The sequence below is a fragment of the Azospirillum canadense genome (assembly GCF_025961225.1).
Taxonomy (GTDB): domain Bacteria; phylum Pseudomonadota; class Alphaproteobacteria; order Azospirillales; family Azospirillaceae; genus Azospirillum; species Azospirillum canadense.
Genome location: NZ_JAOQNG010000007.1, coordinates 342333 through 361484, shown reverse-complemented (window position 1 = coordinate 361484; position 19152 = coordinate 342333). Strand labels below are relative to the sequence as shown.

At 67.3% G+C, this 19152-nt stretch carries 22 protein-coding genes; 10 read left to right on the top strand and 12 right to left on the bottom strand.

Features of this window, described 5'->3' with window-relative positions:
* Window positions 1-30 precede the first annotated feature (30 nt).
* The 6 genes from M2351_RS29445 (at window position 31) to M2351_RS29420 (ending at window position 4959) form a co-directional block, all read left to right on the top strand.
* Entirely contained in the window at window positions 31-1233 is a 1203-nt protein-coding gene (locus M2351_RS29445) for an ABC transporter substrate-binding protein (RefSeq protein ID WP_264659586.1), read from the top strand.
* 55 nt (window positions 1234-1288) lie between these two features.
* Entirely contained in the window at window positions 1289-2269 is a 981-nt protein-coding gene (locus M2351_RS29440) for a PQQ-dependent catabolism-associated beta-propeller protein (protein WP_264659585.1), read from the top strand.
* 205 nt (window positions 2270-2474) lie between these two features.
* Window positions 2475-3278 (top strand): ABC transporter ATP-binding protein, encoded by an 804-nt coding sequence (locus M2351_RS29435; RefSeq protein WP_264659584.1) that lies wholly within the window; start codon window positions 2475-2477, stop codon window positions 3276-3278.
* Complete coding sequence (locus M2351_RS29430) at window positions 3275-4090, top strand: ABC transporter permease (protein ID WP_264659583.1); 816 nt, start codon at window positions 3275-3277, stop codon at window positions 4088-4090. Before M2351_RS29435 ends, M2351_RS29430 begins: the two co-directional genes overlap by 4 nt.
* A gap of 97 nt (window positions 4091-4187) precedes the next feature.
* Entirely contained in the window at window positions 4188-4370 is a 183-nt protein-coding gene (locus tag M2351_RS29425; RefSeq protein WP_264659582.1) for a hypothetical protein, read from the top strand.
* 124 nt (window positions 4371-4494) lie between these two features.
* Window positions 4495-4959 carry a hypothetical protein gene (locus M2351_RS29420; RefSeq protein ID WP_264659581.1) on the top strand — a complete coding sequence of 155 codons (465 nt, stop codon included), beginning with the start codon at window positions 4495-4497 and terminating at the stop codon, window positions 4957-4959.
* Between the two features lie 8 nt (window positions 4960-4967).
* Here the strand turns inward: M2351_RS29420 and M2351_RS29415 are convergent, their stop codons facing one another.
* The 6 genes from M2351_RS29415 to M2351_RS29390 are packed head-to-tail and all read right to left on the bottom strand — an operon-like array spanning window position 4968 to window position 9254.
* Window positions 4968-5678 carry a (5-formylfuran-3-yl)methyl phosphate synthase gene (locus M2351_RS29415; protein WP_264659580.1) on the bottom strand — a complete coding sequence of 237 codons (711 nt, stop codon included), beginning with the start codon at window positions 5676-5678 and terminating at the stop codon, window positions 4968-4970.
* Complete coding sequence (locus M2351_RS29410; protein ID WP_264659579.1) at window positions 5675-6253, bottom strand: DUF447 domain-containing protein; 579 nt, start codon at window positions 6251-6253, stop codon at window positions 5675-5677. Before M2351_RS29410 ends, M2351_RS29415 begins: the two co-directional genes overlap by 4 nt.
* Window positions 6250-7653, bottom strand: coding sequence for a DUF6513 domain-containing protein (locus M2351_RS29405; RefSeq protein ID WP_264659578.1), 1404 nt, complete (start codon window positions 7651-7653; stop codon window positions 6250-6252). The genes M2351_RS29410 and M2351_RS29405 overlap by 4 nt, the downstream gene beginning before the upstream one ends.
* Window positions 7646-8272, bottom strand: coding sequence for an amino acid kinase family protein (locus tag M2351_RS29400; protein ID WP_264659577.1), 627 nt, complete (start codon window positions 8270-8272; stop codon window positions 7646-7648). The genes M2351_RS29405 and M2351_RS29400 overlap by 8 nt, the downstream gene beginning before the upstream one ends.
* Window positions 8273-8282: 10 nt before the next feature.
* The gene (locus M2351_RS29395; protein WP_264659576.1) at window positions 8283-8705 is read right to left on the bottom strand and encodes a dihydroneopterin aldolase; all 423 of its coding nucleotides are present in this window, start codon (window positions 8703-8705) and stop codon (window positions 8283-8285) included.
* Window positions 8706-8759: 54 nt separating this feature from the next.
* A complete protein-coding gene (locus M2351_RS29390; protein WP_264659575.1) occupies window positions 8760-9254 on the bottom strand; it encodes a DUF3280 domain-containing protein in 495 nt (164 codons plus the stop codon).
* A gap of 77 nt (window positions 9255-9331) precedes the next feature.
* On the opposite strand from M2351_RS29390, the gene M2351_RS29385 reads away from it, so the two are divergent.
* The gene (locus M2351_RS29385; RefSeq protein ID WP_264659574.1) at window positions 9332-9931 is read left to right on the top strand and encodes a hypothetical protein; all 600 of its coding nucleotides are present in this window, start codon (window positions 9332-9334) and stop codon (window positions 9929-9931) included.
* Window positions 9932-9950: 19 nt separating this feature from the next.
* On the opposite strand, the gene M2351_RS29380 is transcribed toward M2351_RS29385, so the two are convergent.
* The 3 genes from M2351_RS29380 to M2351_RS29370 form a co-directional block, all read right to left on the bottom strand.
* The gene (locus M2351_RS29380) at window positions 9951-11231 is read right to left on the bottom strand and encodes a quinoprotein dehydrogenase-associated putative ABC transporter substrate-binding protein (protein WP_264659573.1); all 1281 of its coding nucleotides are present in this window, start codon (window positions 11229-11231) and stop codon (window positions 9951-9953) included.
* 71 nt (window positions 11232-11302) lie between these two features.
* The gene (locus M2351_RS29375) at window positions 11303-11749 is read right to left on the bottom strand and encodes a c-type cytochrome (RefSeq protein ID WP_264659572.1); all 447 of its coding nucleotides are present in this window, start codon (window positions 11747-11749) and stop codon (window positions 11303-11305) included.
* A 92-nt stretch (window positions 11750-11841) separates the two neighbouring features.
* Window positions 11842-13725: a methanol/ethanol family PQQ-dependent dehydrogenase gene (locus M2351_RS29370; RefSeq protein WP_264659571.1), complete on the bottom strand. Its 1884-nt coding sequence runs from the start codon at window positions 13723-13725 to the stop codon at window positions 11842-11844.
* A gap of 527 nt (window positions 13726-14252) precedes the next feature.
* On the opposite strand from M2351_RS29370, the gene M2351_RS29365 reads away from it, so the two are divergent.
* On the top strand, window positions 14253-14447 hold the full coding sequence (locus M2351_RS29365; protein WP_264659570.1) for a hypothetical protein: 195 nt from the start codon (window positions 14253-14255) through the stop codon (window positions 14445-14447).
* Window positions 14448-14466: 19 nt separating this feature from the next.
* Here the strand turns inward: M2351_RS29365 and M2351_RS29360 are convergent, their stop codons facing one another.
* On the bottom strand, window positions 14467-14931 hold the full coding sequence (locus tag M2351_RS29360) for a GTP cyclohydrolase I (RefSeq protein WP_264659569.1): 465 nt from the start codon (window positions 14929-14931) through the stop codon (window positions 14467-14469).
* A gap of 313 nt (window positions 14932-15244) precedes the next feature.
* Between M2351_RS29360 and M2351_RS29355 the strand changes: the two genes are divergently transcribed.
* Window positions 15245-15463: a hypothetical protein gene (locus tag M2351_RS29355; protein WP_264659568.1), complete on the top strand. Its 219-nt coding sequence runs from the start codon at window positions 15245-15247 to the stop codon at window positions 15461-15463.
* Between the two features lie 122 nt (window positions 15464-15585).
* Here the strand turns inward: M2351_RS29355 and M2351_RS29350 are convergent, their stop codons facing one another.
* Complete coding sequence (locus tag M2351_RS29350) at window positions 15586-16164, bottom strand: hypothetical protein (protein WP_264659567.1); 579 nt, start codon at window positions 16162-16164, stop codon at window positions 15586-15588.
* Between the two features lie 87 nt (window positions 16165-16251).
* Entirely contained in the window at window positions 16252-17118 is an 867-nt protein-coding gene (locus tag M2351_RS29345) for a 5'-nucleotidase, lipoprotein e(P4) family (protein ID WP_264659566.1), read from the bottom strand.
* A gap of 238 nt (window positions 17119-17356) precedes the next feature.
* Here M2351_RS29345 and M2351_RS29340 point away from each other — a divergent pair, with 238 nt between their 5' ends.
* Window positions 17357-19066 (top strand): methyl-accepting chemotaxis protein, encoded by a 1710-nt coding sequence (locus tag M2351_RS29340; RefSeq protein ID WP_264659565.1) that lies wholly within the window; start codon window positions 17357-17359, stop codon window positions 19064-19066.
* Window positions 19067-19152: the final 86 nt, after the last annotated feature.

Here is a 19152-nt window from a genome sequence, read left to right as displayed (position 1 = left end):
CGATGCTGCCGACCGCGCCGGAGGGTCTGTATGAGGATCGCCTCCCTTCTGATCGTCGCCGGAGTCCTCCTGCTTGGCGGCCCAGCCCGGGCGGCTGATCCCGGCGCCGGGCCGATGGTGATCCGCATCGGCTACCTGACCCGCGCGGAGGAGCCACGGATCCCCCAGACCTTCCTCGAACCGGTGTCGGAGGACGAAGGGGTGCAGGGAGCCCGCCTCGCCATTGCCGACAACAACACGACCGGGCGCTTCCTCAACCAGCGCTTCGAACTGGTTGAGGCGGTCGTGCCGGAGGATGGTCGCGTAGAGGACGCCGTCCGCGACCTAGCCGGCCAGGGCGTCCGGCTGCTGGTCGCCGATCTGAGGGAGGACGCGCTGCTCGCCGCTGCTGCGGCGCCGGAGGCGCGCGACATGCTGGTCTTCAACACCCGCGCGCCGGACGACGACCTGCGTAACGAACGCTGCCGCACCAACCTGCTGCACGTGACGCCCAGCCGCCGGATGCTGGCCGACGCGCTGTCCCAGTATCTGGTGTCGCGCAAGTGGATGAACTGGCTGCTGGTGGTCGGCCGCACGCCGGAGGACGCCGCCTACGCCGACGCGATCCGCGCCGCCGCCAAGCGCTACCGCGCCAAGATCGTGGAGGAGAAGCGCTGGGCGTTCGAGGACGCCAACCGCCGCGTCGACACCGGCCATGTGACGGTGCAGTCGGAAATCCTGACCTTCACGCAAGCGCCCGAGCACGACGTGCTGGTCGTCGCCGACGAGGCGGACGGGTTCGGCGAGTATCTCCTCTACCAGACGTGGCTTCCCCGCCCGGTCGTCGGCACCCATGGGCTCGTACCCACGGCGTGGTCGCGCGTGAACGAGCAGTGGGGGGCGACGCAGCTGCACAGCCGCTTCGAACGGCAGGCCGGCCGCTGGATGCGCCCGCGCGACTACACCGCCTGGATGGCCGTCCGCGCGGTGGGGGAGGCGGCGACGCGCACCAAGTCGGCCGATCCCGCGGCGCTCGCCGCCTTCGTGCGCGGCCCCGACTTCACCTTGCCGGCCTTCAAGGGGCAGGGGCTGAGCTTCCGCGATTGGGACGGGCAGCTCCGCCAACCCGTGCTGCTCGCCGGGCCGCGGGTGCTCGTCTCGGTGTCACCGCAGGCGGGGTTTCTGCACCAATACTCGGAACTCGACACGCTCGGCGACGACCGGCCGGAGAGCCGCTGCAAGCGAAGCCAGTGAACACAGCCAGTAAACACAAGGCCTTGCCAAGCGGGCCGACAACGGGAGGACACGCATGTCGTTTGATGGAGGGGCGGCCCGCTTGGGCCTGTTAGCGCTGCTGGGCTTTATGATTGCGCCGTCCGCGCAGGCGGATACGATTTTTGTCTCCAACGAGAAGAGCAACACCGTCTCCGTGGTGGACGGCGGCAAGATGCAGGTGCTCGCCACCATCAAGGTCGGGCGCCGGCCGCGCGGCATCACCTTCAACCGGGACATGACGCAGATCTTCGTCTGCGTCGGCGACGACAACCGCATCGACGTGATCGACGTGGCGACCCAGAAGGTGGTCGACCGGCTGCCGTCCGGTCCCGATCCGGAGCTGTTCGTGCTCGATCCGAAGGGGCGTCTGCTCTACGTCGCCAACGAGGACGACAACATGGTCTCGGTGGTCGACACCGAGACGAAGAAGATCGTCGGCGAGATCCAGGTGGGGGTGGAGCCGGAAGGCATGGGCATCAGCCCGGACGGCAAGTTCCTGGTGAACACGTCCGAGACGACGAACATGGCGCATTTCATCGACACGGAGTCGCACCAGATCGTCGACAACGTGCTGGTCGACGCCCGTCCCCGTGTCGCGCGCTTCACCGGAGATGGAAAGTTCGTCTGGGTGTCGTCGGAGGTCGGCGGGACCGTCAGCATCATCGACACCGCGTCGCGCAAGGTCGTCCACAAGATCACCTTCGCCGTCCAGGGCGTCCCGCGCGAGGCGATCCAGCCCGTCGGCATCCAGATCACCAGCGACGAGCAGCGGGCCTTTGTCGCCCTCGGCCCCGCCAACCGGGTGGCCGAGATCGACGCCAAGACCTTCGAGGTCAAGCGCTACCACCTCGTCGGCCAGCGCGTCTGGAACCTCGCCCTGTCCCCGGACGAGAAGCGCCTCTACACGACGAATGGCGTCAGCAACGACATGTCGGTGATGGATCTGGAGCGCGGCCGGGTCGTGAAGTCCGTCTCGGTCGGCGGCGCCCCGTGGGGCGTGATCGTGAAGCCGTAGTGTGCAGCCATTGTTCCCTCTCCCCTCCGCTCACGCGCAAACGAAGTTTGCGCTGACGCGACAGGCGGACCTTTGGTCCGCTGAAAGCGGGGAGAGGGTTAGGGTGAGGGGGTTGCGCTTGCGCCGGACGTACCAAAGTCGCGGGACCCCCTCACCCTCCCCTCTCCCCAGGGGGGAGAGGGTTTCATCGCGATTGGGGGGTGACATGGCCTGTTACGAAACCGCTCCGCCCGACCAGCGTGCCATGTCAGGCACCGTCGCGGAGCCGGTGCTGGCGGTGGAGGGGTTGAGCCACAGCTTCGGAAACCGGACGGTCCTGGATGACGTGTCCTTCGGCATCCCGGCGGGGCGGTTCGCCGTGCTGCTGGGGCTCAACGGCGCCGGCAAGACCACGCTCTTTTCGCTGATCACGCGGATCTACAACACCCGCCGGGGCAGCATCCGGGTGTTCGGCTTCGACATGCGCCGGCAACCAACCCAGGCGCTGGCGCGCATCGGGGTGGTGTTCCAACAGCCGACGCTCGACCCGGACCTGACCGTCCTGCAGAACCTGCGCTACCACGGCGGCCTGCACGGCCTAGCGCCGGCCGTCATCGAGCAGCGCGCGGCGGAGGAGTTGACGCGCATCGGCCTGTTGGAGCGTGGGGACGAGCGCGTGCGCACCCTGTCCGGCGGGCAGCGGCGGCGGGTGGAGATCGCCCGCGCGCTGCTCCACCAGCCGAGCCTGCTTCTGCTCGACGAGCCGACGGTGGGGCTGGACATCGAACTGCGCCGGCAGGTGCTCGACCATGTGCACGACCTCTGCCGGGAGCGTGGCTTGGCTGTGCTGTGGGCGACCCACCTCATCGACGAGGCGCGGGATGGCGACGGCGTGGTGGTCCTGCACCGCGGGCGGGTGCTGGCCGAGGGGCTGGTGGACGAGGTGTGCGCCGCCGCCGGCGCCCCGGCCCTGGGCCCAGCCTTCGCCCGCCTGACGGAAAGGGCGACCCAAAAGGGGACGGGGCAATGACCGCATCGCTCTACTGGCGCTGCCTGCGCGCGGTGATCATCCGCGAAGGGCTGCGCTTCGTGCACCAGCGCGAACGCTTCTTCGCCGCCCTGGTGCGGCCGCTGGTCTGGCTGGCCATCTTCGCGGTGGGATTCCGCGCGGTGCTCGGCCTGTCGATCATCCCGCCCTACGAGACCTACATCCTTTACGAGGATTACGTGACGCCGGGGCTGGTGGGCATGATCCAGCTGTTCAACGGGATGCAAAGCTCGTTGTCCATGGTCTACGACCGGGAGATGGGCAGCATGAAGACCCTGCTGGTCAGCCCGCTGCCGCGCTGGTACCTGCTGGTGTGCAAGCTGCTGGCCGGCGTGCTGGTGTCCATCGCCCAGGCCTACGTCTTCTTCGCCATTGCCTGGTTCTGGGAGGTGCAGCCACCGCCGCTCGGCTACCTCGCTGTACTGCCGGCCCTGGTGCTGAGCGGGCTGATGCTGGGGGCGCTGGGCCTGCTGCTGTCGTCCTTCATCCGGCAGCTGGAGAATTTCGCGGGCGTGATGAACTTCGTCATCTTCCCGATGTTCTTCGCCTCCTCCGCGCTCTACCCGCTGTGGCGCATCCGCGAGGGCAGCCCAACCCTGGCCTGGATCGCCGGGATCAACCCCTTCACGCAAGCGGTCGAGCTGATCCGTTTCGCGCTGTACCTGCAATTCAACGCCACGGCCTTCCTCGCCGTGGCGGCCTGCCTGGTCCTTTTCCTGGGGGGTGCGATCCTCGCCTACGATCCCGGACGTGGCTTCTGGGCGCGCCGGGGCGGCCCCGCGGAACAGGGGTGACGGGGCCGGGAGGCGGAACCGCGCGGGCGCCCTCCGGTTGACGGATCAGAAGACCGTCCGGTCATCCCGCCGGGCGGGCATGAGTGGAGGAACCGTCATGACCGGAACATCCGACAAGGGCCAGAAGCAGCCCCGCGGCGAGAAGAGCGTCCTCGGCGACAAGCAGGCCTTCAAGAAGGACCAGCCGCAGGACGCCGGCCGGGACGAGAAGGCGAAGGACGAGATCGGCCACATGGGCGAAGCGTCCCGCGAGAACCGCAGCGCCAAGGACGAGCGGTGAAGGCACCCCCTCCTCGCCGTGGCCCGGTGGGTCACGGCGGGGGGACGAGCGGGCGTTTCGACGGTTGGTTGTTGATGAGGTTCGTGCACCGGGCCTCCCACCACCAAACCGGAGGAAATGTCCGATGAAACACCTGCAGATTGCGGCTGGCGCATCGTTGCTGGCCCTGGCCGCAGCCACGTTCGCGCTTCCGGCATCGGCCCAGTCCACGGGCGGCACGATGCCCCAGAATTCCGGGTCCCAAAGCTCGGGCAGCCAGGGCGCAAGCCCATCGACCGGCGCCCTGCCGGACAATTCCCTGGCCGGACAGCGGCAGGGAACCGTCGGTGGCGCGGTGACCCAAGGCGGTGGCGGGCAGAGCGGAACGTCCGGATCCTCGGGAACCACGACCTATGGCTCACCGGGGGCCGGCTCCACGGGCAACAGCTCGGGGGCGGCGACGTCCGGCTCTTCGGGCGGCGCTACGGGCGGCACCGGCGCGTTGCCGGACAACTCCCTGGCTGGGCAGCGGCAGGGCGCCATCGGTGGCGGCTCGGTGTCGCAGGGCGGCAACAACTCCGGCCCGCCGAAGCAGGGCTCCGGGCAGTAACGGCCTGATCAGCCGGCGTGGGTCGGGACGGCGGAGCGGACGGCGGCCAGGGCGGCCGGGTCCAGCGCGCCGCCCCGGTCCGCACCGGCGCACAGGGCCGTGCGGAAGCCCAGGTAATCGGGGCCGAGCGGCAGCAGCGCCGGTATGTCCCCCACAGCCAGTGAACCGGCCAGCCCGGTGAGCAGGTTGAGGGCGCGCGCCTGCTCCACGAAGCGCGCCAGCTGGCCGATGTCCTTGTGCCGCAGCAAGCCGCCGGAGCCCTTGCCGGCGGTGTCGAGCATGGCCCCGGCGAAGCCCGCCCGCGCGATGTCGGGAAGCGGTTGGTTGGCATTATCCCAAAAATCGGCGAACAGCACCGCGACGATCCGCGCGCCCCGCCGCGCGTCGGGCGCCAGCGCGGCCAAGCAGCCGGCCGGGTCGCCGGATGGGACCAGACCGATCTTCACGTAATCCACGCCACAGGCCCAGGTCCGCGCCACGCGGTCCGCCACCGCCGCGGGCTCCATCGGCAGATCGCCGACGGTTGCGCTCAGTGGCAGATTTTGTGGCGGGTGGACGGGGCAGGATCGGGTCATATCCACGGCGCGGGCGATGTCGTCCAGCGCCCAGGCGCCGAGCGCGCCGCTCCGGGGGTCCTTCAAATCCAGGATGTCCGCACCGCCCTGTGCGGCGAGCGCCAGTTCATCCAGGTTGGCGACGCTCGCCAGCAGGCGGGTCATGCGGCACTCTCCGCGCCCGCCCGGTGCTGGGCGATGCGGTCGAGCAGCCAGCCCCAGGCCTCCAGTTCCACGGGGCCGGCGGTCTTGCCGACGGCGATGGACAGGTACTCGATCTCGCGGTCGATCTTCTCGGGCGGCAGGAGGTGCAGGCGGCTGACCAGGATCGCCCCTTCGACCACCGCCGCCTGCGCCCGGTTGAAGCCGCGGAACGGGTGGTGGGTGACGAGGTGCACCGGCCGGCAATGCAGGCGCGGGCGCTGGCCGTCGTCTTCGACGGCGACAACCTCCACCTCCTCGTGCGCCAACGCACCGGCGAGGACCGCGCCGCGGATGCGCTCCGCCGGGACGGTCGGCCAGTCGCGCCGACACCCGGTGACGCAGCCGGCGAACACCCGGACGTCGTCAGCGAAATTTACCACCGCGCAGCGCGTGGCGAGCAGGTTGTCGAGCGTGCGCGACGGGCGGAACGGCGCCAGGATGTAGCCGCCCTCCGTCACCGTGGCGCCCATGGGGGCGACGTGGACGGCACCAATCGCATCGCAGCTGGTGATGATCGTCTCGCGGATGAAGCTCACGGCTTTCGGCTCCCGGCTTTGGTCGTGCCAACGGCGTGGAACCCGGACGGATCCTCGTCCGGCGCATCGACCGCCACGCCCCAGCGCAGCGCGTTGTCCTGGCTGTAGCGCTTGCCGAGCTGCCAGGCGATCTGCGCGCGCGCCAATTCCGCCCCCAGGTAGAAGGCGTGGCCCGCATCGCCGCGGGTGTCGATGTGCGGGAACAGGGCGAAGGGGTCGTCGGCCACGTGGTGGCCGTCGCGGTTGTAGAGGTGGATGCCTTGCTCCGTCACTTCGATCCGGTAGTTCGGGTCGCGGATTTTCGTGGCGAGATCCGCGACCTGCTCCGGCGTGCTGACGAAGGGCTTGCGGTCGCGCAGGCAGAGCAGGGCGTCACCGACGTTGCGGGGCAGGGCGCCGGCTTCCTTGGCGGCGAAGAACTGGCGGCGCGCCGCGTCGAACTCCCGGATGGTCCGGCGGCAATGGGGGCTGACCTGCACGGCCAGGACATGGTCGATCCGCAGTTCGGAAATGATGCCCATCAGCAGCGCGTTCATGCCGGGCGTGTCGGCGTCGGTCAGTTCGGTCACGTTGCCGATGCCCATCAGGATCTCCAACTCCGGATAGCGCGCCCGAACCTCGCGGTAGCGGAGCAGGGAGTCGGTGAAGCCGTAATGGATCGGCTCCAGGATCGGGTCGGCGATGCAGCGCCGGCCTTCCGCGCCGATCGCCTCCAGCGCGCGGTAGAGGGACGGCAGGTCGTCCGGCGTGGTCGGGATGACGACGGGCACCGCGTCGGTTTCGCGCGCGACCCAGGCGGTTGTCTCCGTCAGGCTCAGCAGGTAGGAAGCGCCCGCGGATGCACCGCGCAGAAGCTCCCTCGGCTCCAGGGAATCCACGCTGACCGTGTGGCCGGCGTCGCGCAGCGCCGTCACCGCGTCTTCCAGATGTGGGAAAGGGTGGTCGGGCAGCCCGCCGAGGTCGATCACGTCGGCCCCGTCCGCCCGGAACCGGGCGGCGCGCTCCAGGATGGCCGGCACGTCGAGCAGCGGCGCCTCGACGATCTCCGCGAAGATTTTCGTGTGGTAGCGGCTGAGGTCGAGCGGGGCGGCCTGCCGACGGAAATGCTGGGGCAGGTCTTCCAGCTCGTCGGGGCCACGCTCGAACGGCACGCCGAAATGCGCCGACAGCCGGTCGAGGTCGCCGCGGAACCGCCCCGGCAGAAGGACGCGGTCGGCGCCTTGTGTCGAGGAGAGGCGGCGCAGCACGATCTCGGTCGTCGCGAGCGCCGCGACCTTGATGCCGAGGTTGACGACCGTGGTCCGAAACTCCAACGGTTCCAGCGCGGCGAGCACGCGGCGCAGGCGCGGTTCGGCCAACTCGCCCGTCAGCAGCAGGACATGCCCTGGCGTGTCAGGCATTGGGATCACCGGTCAGGCGGGTGCCGCAGGGGCTGCCCTGGTCCAGCGCCTCCGCGAACCGCCGGTGTTCGTCCCGCGACACGCACCAGACGGTCCCGTCGAAGCGGGCCATCCGGTCCGGCAACGCCGGGTCGACGACGCCGTCCGCGACGAGGCCGTGCACGGGCGAGGCTCCGTCCGGCAAGGGGGCGGACTTGACCAGCACCGCGCAGGAGGCGGCGAGCGCGCCGGCCAGCCAGACCGCCAGCGTGTCCGACGTGACGTCCCAGCTTTCGGCGACATCGGCGCTTTCCGCCAGGGGGAGCGGCATCCAAACGGTCGGGCTGGGTTGGCCGCGCAGATCGGCGATGGTGCGGGCGGGGTTCAGCCGTGGTTCCAAATCAGCCAGCGCGGTGCCGTACTGCTCCATCGCCAGCAGGGCCATGCGGTGCGCCGCGCGGTCGCCGAAGCCGAGCGCCGGTTGGGCCTCGCGCACGGCGTCGGCGAAGGGGCCGCCGCCCGGGACGATCACGACCCGAACGCGCCGCGCCGCCGCCAGGATTTCAAGCCAGCGGCGCAACTCCGGGGCGCGCCACAGGCTGCCGCCCAGCTTCACGACCCACAGCGGGGCGCTGCTCATGAGCCCCCCTTCATGCCCCGTCAGCTCGGGAACGCTCGATGACCACGCCCACGCCGCCGGATTCCGGCACCACGTCCAGCTTCTCCACCTGGACGCGCGCCTTGGTCACCTCCGGGATCGAAAAGCACAAGGCGAGGATGCGGTCGCCCAGCGTTTCAACGAGGTGCACATGCTCGCCGTCGCGCAGCGCGCGGATGCCGTCGATCAGGAAATCGTAGGACAGCACCTCGTCCAGATTGTCCGTCATGGACTGATCTGGCCAGGGCAGCGTCAGCGTGACGTTGATGCGGACGCGCTGCGTGCGCCCCTTCTCCCGCTCCCAGACCCCGATCTTGAACTGGTCGACATAGTCGCGGAGCGTGATGTCGTAATACCGGGTGCGGCTCGCCGCCGGCCGGTACGGCACATAAGACAGCAGTGCGTCGTCGGCCAAGCCATCCTCCTCCCCGCAATGGGCAGGGGCGAAGCTCCCCCGCCTCGGCGTTGTTCAGGGCTCTTCGGCGGTCATAAGACGATGGCGCAGCAGCCATTCGACGCCGCGCCGCCACGACCGCTCGTTGTCGCCGCGGATGTCCGCGTTTCCGACGGCGACGATGTCGTTGGTGCTGACACGGCGCATTGTAATCTGGATGTTCAGGATCAGGGTGCTGATCTTATGGATGAATCCCGTCACCACGATGTCCGCGCCCGCCCGCCGCCCCAGGTCGACCTCGCAGCCGTTGCAGGACTGGAGCGACGGCGGAACCTCCGCCGCGACGGCGCTGTCGCGCACAGCGGTCACCGCGTAGCGCCCGCCCTCCTTCAGCCCGTCGCGCAGCAGCGCGGTCACCCGTTCCAGGCGCCCGGGATGGTCCGGCTGCTGCCCCTCCTGGCTGGTGTCCACCAGTTCCAGCTCGAAGACGAGCACCTTGGGCGGCGCGTCGGCCATGGCCGGTGCGAACGGCACTGCCAGGACGATGAAGGCGGCGACGCAAATCCTCATGAAGCCCCTGCCTTATTGGTCGAGCTTATCCGAATGCGCGGATGGGCAAGCCTGCGGTCCTCGATCAGAATCCGGTCATGCGTCACCGCACCACTCTCCTCGCCGCCGCATTCCTCGCCCTGGCGCCGGCCTTGGCCCAGGCGGCCGAGCGCGATCCGGACTGGCCCTGCGTTCAAATCCTGGTTCCGACGCTGTCGCCCGGCCAGATCTGGTCCGGCGATGCCATCGACGGAAAAACGGACGATTGGCGCGACATCCCCGGCGTCGAGCCGGTGCTGAAGCGCATCCTCAACCGCCGGACCGAGGCCGAGCAGGAAGAGGAGGCCATCGACCGCTTCGCCGACGGCCTGGGACCGGACCGCAACGCGACCCTGACCGCTCTGTTCGCCGGGGCGTTCGACGCGCTCAACCGCGACCGTGGTGCTGCGATCGCCGCCATCCACCGCTACGCCCACCAGCAGCGCGAACTGCTGGACAGCATTGACAAGGCGTTGACCCGCTTGCAGGAACTGCCGGCCGACGCGCCGGAAGCGGCACCGTTGAGGGAGGAGATCGCGTGGCGGCGGCGCATCCTCGACGAGCGGCGGCGCTACCAGTCGGCGCTCTGCGACCAGCCGGTCCAGCTGGAGCAGAAGGCCGGCCGCATCGCGCGGGAGATCGCCGCCCGATTGGATTGACCAGTGCCTCTTTTAAAGGTCAATTCGACGCGCCGCCGGCGAAGGGCTGCACCGTCTCCAGCGCGTAGCCCGCCTCCTGCCAGCGGGTCGCGCCGTCGGCGTACCAATAGACGTTGCTATAACCCCATTCCACGGCGCGCTTGGCCGCGTTCCACGACATCCAGCAGTCCGGCTCGCAGAAGAAGACCAGCTTCGGTGGGCGCTCCGCCTTGCTCATGGCATCCAGCCCGGCGCGGAAATAGCGTTCCTGGTCGGCGGACAGGGTGCCGTAGCCGACGTTGGGCAGCCAGACCGCGCCCGGCAGGCTGCGGCGGGGCGGGGGCGCCCACACGGCCGGCGGCGCACGGTCCGCCGGGCGCGGCGGCATCGGCATCACGTCGACCAGCCGCGTGTCCGGATGGCGTTCGATCAGCCCGCGCAATTCCCCCAACGTCACGGTGGACGCGCCGGACAGGCCGGCCGGCGTCGGCGCGCGGTAATTGTCCATGCGGTAGCCGGGCGGCGCCGACGCGTCGGCGGCCTTCAGCGTCCCGTCCGGGCCGATAATCGGCACGTGATAGCGCAGCAGGATGCGGTCGATGTCGTCCTGGCGGCGCTTGATGAAATCGTTCAGCCAGTGCTTCCATTCCGGCTCGTCGCCGCGGATGCCCATGGAGATGTTGAACTGAAGGTGGGCGGCCGCCGGTTCCTTCATCAGCGGCACGACGGTCAGCGGTTCCGACTGCTGGGCCGCGAAGTAGCCGGCGATCGGCCCCCAGATCACCGCCGCGTCGGTCTTCCCGGTCGCCACGTCCTCGATGGCGTCGCGGGCCGGGTTGTTCACGCGCGTGTCGGTGTTGAGCTGGTATGGCTCGGTCTTGGTGAGGCCGTAGCGGCGCAGGAGGTTCACGGCCGGCGTCCGCTCCACCACGCCGATGCGGGCGTCCTTCAGCGCGGGATCGCCCACGGACTCCGCCCGGATGCCGGATTTGGTGCGGTAGACCAGGGCGTAGACGGTGCGGTAATAGGGATTGGTGTTCTGCATCAGCTCTTCGCCGGACGCCGTGCCCATCACGAGGTCGCATTTCCGGGAGCCCAGAGTGTTGCGGACGAAGCCGATGGTCTGGGGCCACCAGGTGTAGGTCACCGGCCTTTTCAAATCCTCGCCGATGAGCCGGGCGATCTCGTTCTCAAACCCCTCCATCTTCTCGTTGGAAAAGGGCAGCAGGTTCCCGTCGGCGCAGACGCGCACGGCCTCGCGCTCCGTCACCTCGACGGCGAACGCCGGGGAAGTCGCGGCGCCCGCCAGAAGAGCCGCCATGCAAATGCGTGTCGCTGGATGTGCCATTGGCCTTCCCCAGGTCGGTCGCCAGAACTTCAGCCGTCAAGACTTCAGCCGCCGATGCGTTGCGGGCGTCCTCCGGGCAGCGCGCCGTCCGCCCGTGCCTTCAGGTAGCGGTAGATGTCGTCCAGGTTGTTCATGATGTTCGGGTCCAGGCCGAAGGACGGCATCACCTTGTCGCCGGTGGCGCCCTGGTTCTGGCGGCCGTTGACGACGACCTCCTTGAAGTCGTCATAGCTCAGGCGCTTCAGCGAGTCCGCCAGACTGGGGGCGAAGGACGATCCCGACGCGTCGAAGCCGTGGCACACGTGGCAGGTCGCGTGGAACCGCCGGTAACCGTTGTAGGTCCCCTTGTCCACCTGACCGTCCTTGACGATGTAGGCCGGCGTTCCGTCGGGGGTGACGGGCGCGTCGTCCTCCGCGAAGGCGGTGGCGCAGGCAAGCGCGCCGATGCCCGCCGCGAGGATGCCGGTCAAAATACCAAATCTGCGCTTCATCAACATGGAATTCCTTGCTCGGATCAGGTCGCAATCGGAAGGCGAAAAAGCAAAGCCCCCGGTGCGTTGTCGCACCGGGGGCAGTTTGCCGATCACTTCTGGTCCGGAACGTGGAACACCGTCAGGACGCCGCCGAGCTGGGTGTACTCGCCCAGCGACTGGTGGGCGCCGACCGCTCCGAGGCCGGCCGTGGCCACCCCCGTTCCTTCGGCATGGCCGGGATGGACCGCGTTGTGCCACGCCTGGGCCCCGGCTTCCTGGGTCAGGCCCGCGGCAAGGCCGATGCCCGCCCAGCCGCCGACACCCGAGAGAACGGCCACATACTGCTTGCCGTTGTGGGTGTAGGTGTTGATGTTGCCGATGATGCCGGACGGCGTCTTGAACCGCCACAGCTCCTTGCCGTCCTTCATGTCGACGGCGACGAGGTAGCCTTCCAGCGTGCCGTAGTAGGCGACGCCGCCCTTGGTCGACAGGGCGCCGCTCCACACCGCGAACCGCTCCGGCCGCGACCAGACGATCTTGCCGGCCGCCGCGTCCCAGGCGATGAAGTTGCCCATGCCGCCGTGGGAGTTCGGCGTCGGGTACATGGACACGGTCGATCCGACGTAGGCTTGCCCGGCCGTGTAGGAGACCGAGAAGGGCTCGTAGTCCATGCAGATGTGGTTCGTCGGGACATAGAACAGGCCGGTGTCCGGCGAGAAGGACGCCGGCTGCTGGTCCTTGCTGCCCAGCGCCGCCGGGCAGACCGCGGTGGTGTTCTTGTCCTCGCCGTTGGCGAAGGTGCTGTATTTGTCGACGACGTTCGGACGCCCGGTCTTCATGTCGACGTCGGTTGCCCAGTTGACCGTCGGATCGAACTTCTGCGCGACGAGCAGTTCGCCGGTCGCCCGGTCGAGCGTGTAGGCGAAGCCGTTGCGGTCGAAGTTGACCAGGACCTTGCGCTGCTGGCCGTTCATGTTGATGTTGGCCAGGATGTTTTCGTTCACGCCGTCAAAGTCCCACTCGTCGAACGGCGTCTTCTGGTAGACCCACTTCGCCTCGCCGGTGTCGGGGTCACGGGCGAAGATGGTCATCGACCATTTGTTGTCGCTCTTGCTCCGGTCCTTGTCGACGGCGCGCTGCGTCGGGTTCCAGGTGCCGGGGTTGCCGGTGCCGTAGTAGATGAGGTTCAGTTCGGGATCGTAGGTGTACCAGCCCCACGTCGTCCCGCCGCCCCGCTTCCACTCCTCGCCCGGCCATGTGGAAACGCCGAGGTCCTTCTGGCCGATGGGCTTGCCCATCATCGTCGTCTTCGACGGGTCGATCTTCACGTCCGCGTCGGGGCCGGTGGAGAAGGCCCGCCAGACCATCTTGCCAGTGTTCGTGTCGTAGGCGGTCAGGTGGCCGCGCACGCCGAACTCGCCGCCGCTGATGCCGACGAAGACCTTGTCCTTCACGACCAGCGGGGCCGCCGTCAGCGATTCGCCCTTGGTGTGATCGCCGTTCTTGGCTTTCCAGATCTCCTTGCCGGTGTTCGCGTCCAGTGCGACCAACGTGTTGTCCGCCTGCGCCAGGAACACCTTGCCGTCCGCGACGGCGACGCCGCGGTTGACCGTGTCGCAGCACATGATCGGGATCACGGTCGGATCCTGGACGGATTCATACTTCCAGATCACGCGCCCGGGATTGTTCAGGTCCAACGCAAAGACCTTGTTCGGGAACGGCGTGTGAATGTACATTACGTCCCCGACGACGATCGGCCCCCCTTCATGGCCGCGCAGGACGCCGGTCGAGAACGACCATGCGACTTGCATGTTCTTGACGTTGTTTGTGTTGATCTGTTCGAGCGGGCTGTACCGTTGCCCGGCGTAGTTGCCGAGCTGGGACGCCCAGTTGTTGGGGTTCGCCTGGTTTTTAAGAATGCTGTCGTTCGCAGAGGCGGAACCGGCTGCGAGTACAGCGACTGACGCCAGAAGCCATCGAGACAAGACCTTCATGACGCTTCCTCCCGTGGTGGCCCTTATTGTTACCCAATAACCAATGGGTACCCAGAGACCGATGGGTTCGTTCTTATGGTCGTGGGACTGAATGCACAGCGGTTTTGTCGCGCAAAACGTCTCATTCCGAATTGAAAGCTCAGAATGATCGGCGCCAAATTAGGACTTAATGCTATGTTGGGGCGGCGTTTTCGTCAAGACGTTGCTGAAATAGAAAACGGCCAGAGGGGCAATCCTGACAATTTGCGCCGGGTATGATCACGAATAGGTGGTAAATCGCGAATCCTTTGAAATTCATTTTTTCGTCGTATTTCTTTTCAGTGCCGCGCGATCATTGTGCGGAGCAGCAATTTTTGCTGCACAGCAGCGCGAAATTATGGTCGATCTTTGAAGGCGATCTATATCGCGATATGCAGTTGGCAAACTGCGCCCGCGCCTGTTGATGCAATGATCCCGACACTCACCCGCTTTGGCAGTCTTTGCGGGAAGTGCGGTATCAATCACAATCATTTCAGGAATAGACGTCCATGTTCGAACTCGTTTTGGTGGTTTGCCTGGCGGCACAGCCGGACCAATGCACAATCGAACGCCCACCCTCGATCGAGCGTTTCGCGACGGCGATGGATTGCACCCACGGCGGCTACTTCCACGTCGTGCGTTGGCTCATGGAGCATCCGAACTGGAACGTCCGACGGTGGCAATGCGAACAGCCCTCGGCCTGACCTCCGCCAGGGGGCTCCCTCACGGGTGCTGGTGAATCAGGCTGCGAAATTCGCGCCGCAGGTCAGCGTCGCTGCGGAAGATGCCGAGCGTTCGGCTGGTGGTCACGATTGCGGCTTGGTGCGCCACCTCGACCGTGACGGCGACGCCCAGCGGGCGCAGCGTTCGATCCACCGCACCGGCGATCCGCACCGTCAGCCGTTCCTGCATGGGGAACAGGCGGGCGTTGGCGTCGACGATTTGCACGATCGTTGAAACACCGGTCACGCTCCGGTCCGGCACAAAAGCGATGTGGACGACGCCGGTGCGCCACAGCGCATGGCTGGGGCGGATAACGATGCCGCGCAGTAGGATCATGCCGTCGCAGCCGTGAATCTCCGCGGGCGCGCGTTCGAACGAATGGTCGTGCTCGTCGTCGCGCGCACCCGATGCCCAGCCGTCCGGCGGCGCCACGGCGGGGGCATCCGTGCCCATGGGTTCGTCCATGTCGAGACCTCTGGCGTCGAAACCTCCGGCGGGCGCCATCCGTATCAGGCTAACGCAAGCGCACTGAGGCCGTGCGCCGCTCTTCCGGCTAGCCACCTTCGGCCGCCGGAATTGGACGGCCACACCGTTTAGGCATTGTTAACCTTTGATGCCTAATGATTCGGCAGCAATGTGGCCTGACTCATTTTTAGGCGGCTGGTGGAGGGGCATGATGCCCCCCGTGCGCAGGCTGTGCGCGGGCGTGGCATGCGGCTTGCGTGCGCCGGTCCATTCCGAGTCGGCACATGAGTGCTGTTGCACGTTGGAGCGTTTGATGTTCGTCACACTGTCGATGATTTTTTGCCTGGCGTCCGACCCAACCCAATGCCGGACGGTGAGTCCGATGATCCCGGACGACGAGCCCTTGACCATGTCCAGCTGCCCGATCGCCGGCCAGATCGAAGGCGCGAAGTGGATCAACGACAATCCCAAGTACCAGCTGCAGCGGATCCAGTGCTCCGTCGGCAAGCGGATCAAGCAGCAGGGCGCGTAAGGGCAAGCGTTAAAGCGGATTGCGATCCGCTTTGGACCGCGACGGCGGTCCCGGTCGCACGTGCGGCCGAAGCCCGACCGGCACATGAGGTCATATGAATCTAAAGCGAATGCAAATTCGCTTTAGCAGCCCGTGCACCGGCCTCGGTCGCTTCCCTGGTTTGCCGTCGGGAAAAGCGAAAAGGTCATGTCGCTGATCAGCGATTTGAATCCCGGATCGGTCGGTCCCTGAGGGCTGTCGAGCCAGCCGGTCGCCGAGGTCAGGGCGCCTCCGGACAGCAGGCCTGCGAAGCCGCTTCCACGGCAGAAGGCGCCCTGCACCACGATGGGTCCGCCGGGTGGGCGCGTCGGGATCGGTTGGCCGCTGCACACGTAGGAAGTCAGCATGGTCTGGGACGGGTTGAAGGCCAACGCCACCCAGTAGCCGGGCCTCGCGGTCTCGTTGGGCGTGGTGGTGAACCGGGTCTTCACGCCGACGATCCGGTTCTGCATGTTGTCGGTGACCAGCTGGCCGAAACTCTGCGGATCCATGCCGAAGGGATTGCCGTAGATGACCACGCGCAGGTCGCGGTCGGACGCCGCGTAGGCAACCTCGCTCACGGTGTAGGCCGAGGACGGCAGGTCGGAGACGACGCGCCCGTAGGCGCACGCCGTAGCGGCCATGCAGAGGGCCAGGATCGGGAGACGGGGAAGGCGAACCATGGGGAAGCCCTCCGTACGATTGCCGTGGCAGGAACGTAGAACGCGCGCGGGCCGGGGCAAGGAGATCGCCCCGGCCCGCGCGGTTCGTTACTGGGCCGGCACCGTCCAGGGCTCCAGCGCGCCGATCTTCTTCGACCGCTTCTCGTCGGCCGACAATTTGAAGTTGTGCCCGTAGGGCGCGCTTTCGAAGGATCCGTAGCCGGGATTGGCCAGCATCAGCCAGTCGCGCCCGAAATGCGCCTTCGCTTCCTCGAAGGCTTTCAGCCGTTCGGCATCGCTGCCGTTGTAAGCGTCGCTGAAGTCACCGAGATTGTCGCCGAGCAGAAGCAGGATTCGATAGTCTTTGGCGACGTAGCTGCGGCGGGTGCTCTTGGCCGAGCCCCAGTCCGGCTTTTCCTTCGACATCAGGAAGGTGTCGACGTTTCCGCCCATGGGAAAGCCGAGCGCCTGGGCGTTTTTGCGCGTCGGCTCCTCCTGGTCGGCGGTGCGGTTGGTGACGTAGAAGACCTTGACGCCTTTCGATTCCGCATGCTGCGTGAACTCCACGGCGCCCGGCACCGCGGTCGCCTTTTCCGCCTTCACCCAGACATCCCAGGTCTTGGGCGAGAAGTCGGCGCCGGTGGCGGCCAGCCCGGCCTGATAAGCCGAATTGTCCATCGCCGTCTCGTCCAAATCCAACACGACGGCCGGCGGCAACTCCTGGTAATTGCCGGTCTGCTCGGTTGCCGCGGTCCAGGTCTTGTCGGCCAGCGCCTGATCCAGCCGGACCTTCGCCAGCGCATAGACGGCGAGCGAGTTGGCCTTGTATTCGACCGAGCGCTGCATCCACAGTTCGGCGTTCAGCAGGTCGTTCTGCGGCACGGGATCGGCCGCCATCGCCGAACCGGCCAGGAAAGCAAGGAAAACTGCACCGGACAGCAGCGGCCAGCGTCCGGACTCAGCAGAACTGCGCATCTATTCACCCACCGATCAGCGTCATGAGAGTGTCATCGAAGCACAGTCGCCGCCGTTTGGCGATGAGACAGAACGCAACCGTCGCCGGAACGCGCCGGGATCGGCTTTTCTCAACCCGGAATTGCTGACGCAAAACGGACTTCAAACCTTCATTGAAACACCGGCCGATAACGAACGGATTATTAACGATATTGATTCTAAACTATCGACTGTCCCATCATAACGGTGTTAGGCCGATATGTTTTCCATTCACCGCGCCACCATACGCACACGCCTGGTTCTCGGGTTCGGTGTGGTGCTTCTGCTGCTGATCAGCCTCACCGCCATCGGCGTCCGCGAGGTGCGGAAGATCGACTCCGATCTCAACCGCATCAACGACGTGAACAGCGTCAAGCAGCGTTACGCCATCAATTTCCGCGGCAGCGTGCACGACCGCGCCATCGCGTTGCGCGACGTGGTGCTGACCGGCGATCCTGCCGTGCTGGCCGGCGTGCTGGCCGACATCGACCGCCTCGCGGCCTTCTACGCGGACTCGGCAAAACCCTTGGACGCGATGTTCGCCCAGATGGCCGACATCGACCCGGAAGAGCGGTCGCTGCTCGCCGCCATCAAGGAGACGGAGGCGCGCACCCTGCCCATGATCAAGGCGGTGGTCGCGGCGAAGAAGGCGAACGACAGCGCCGGTGCCGAACGTGGGCTGATGACCGACGCCCGTCCCGCCTTCACCGAATGGCTGGGGCGCATCAATGCCTTCATCGACCACCAGGAGCGCAAGAACCAGACGATCGCGGCACGCGCCCGCGCGGTGGCGAGCGGCTTCCAGACGCTCATGGTGTCGCTCTGCGCCGTCGCCTTGCTGTTGGGCGCCGGCTTCGGGCTGTGGACGGTCAACGCGCTGCGCCCCTTGCGCCGGCTGACGGACGCCATGCTCGTGCTGGCGCGCGGCGATCTCAGCGTCGTGCTGCCGCATTCGGACGCCAAGGACGAAATCGGGCAGATCACCGGCGCGGTCGAAGTGTTCAAGGCGAACGCGGTGGACGCCGATGCCTTCCGTCGTCGTCAGGCCGAAGCCGAGCAGGCCGCGGAATCGCGCAAGCGGACCGAGATGGCGGCGCTCGCGGACCGGTTCGAAAACGAGGTCAAGGGCGTGGTCGACAGCGTGTCGGCCGCCTCGGGCGAGGTGCGGACGCTCGCCCAGGCGCTGAACACCAACGCCGACCACACCGAACGCCGCGCGACGACCGTGGCCGGGGCGTCGGAAAAGGCGTCGGTCAACGTCCAGACTGTCGCCGCGGCCGCCGAGGAACTGGCCGTCTCCATCGCCGAGATCGGGCGCCAGATCAGCGATAGCACCAGCAAGGCCAAGCAGGCGGCCGAGCAGGCGGAAGGCACGAACGCCATCGTCGACGGGCTGTCGTCCAAGGCCAACCAGATCGGCGACGTCGTGAACCTCATCAACGACATCGCGGGCCAGACCAACCTGCTGGCGTTGAACGCCACCATCGAGGCCGCGCGCGCCGGCGAGGCGGGCAAGGGCTTCGCCGTGGTGGCCAGCGAGGTGAAGAGCCTGGCCAACCAGACGGCCAAGGCCACGGGAGACATCTCGCAGCAGATCACCGAAATTCAGGCCGCGACCGCCGACGCGGTGCAGGCGATCAAGACCATCGCCGCCACCATTGGCGAGGTGAACAGCATCGTCGGCACCATCGCCCAGGCGGTCGACGGGCAGAACGCCGCCACCATGGAAATCGCGCGGAACGTCCAGCAGGCCGCCGCGGGCACCAACGAGGTGTCGTCCTCCATCGCGGACGTGCTGCACGCGGCGTCGGAAACCGGGGACGGCGCGGCGCGGCTGCTCGACTCGTCCGGGAAGCTGGCGCATCTGGCGGATGATCTCAACGCCCAGGTCGAGCGCTTCCTGACCGGCGTGCGAACCGGCGGGGCGTGACCGTACCATCGGATGCCGGCACGCAAGAACGGGCGCCCAGCCACCCTGGGCGCCCGTTGCCATTTCGGCCGGCGGTGGATTCCGAT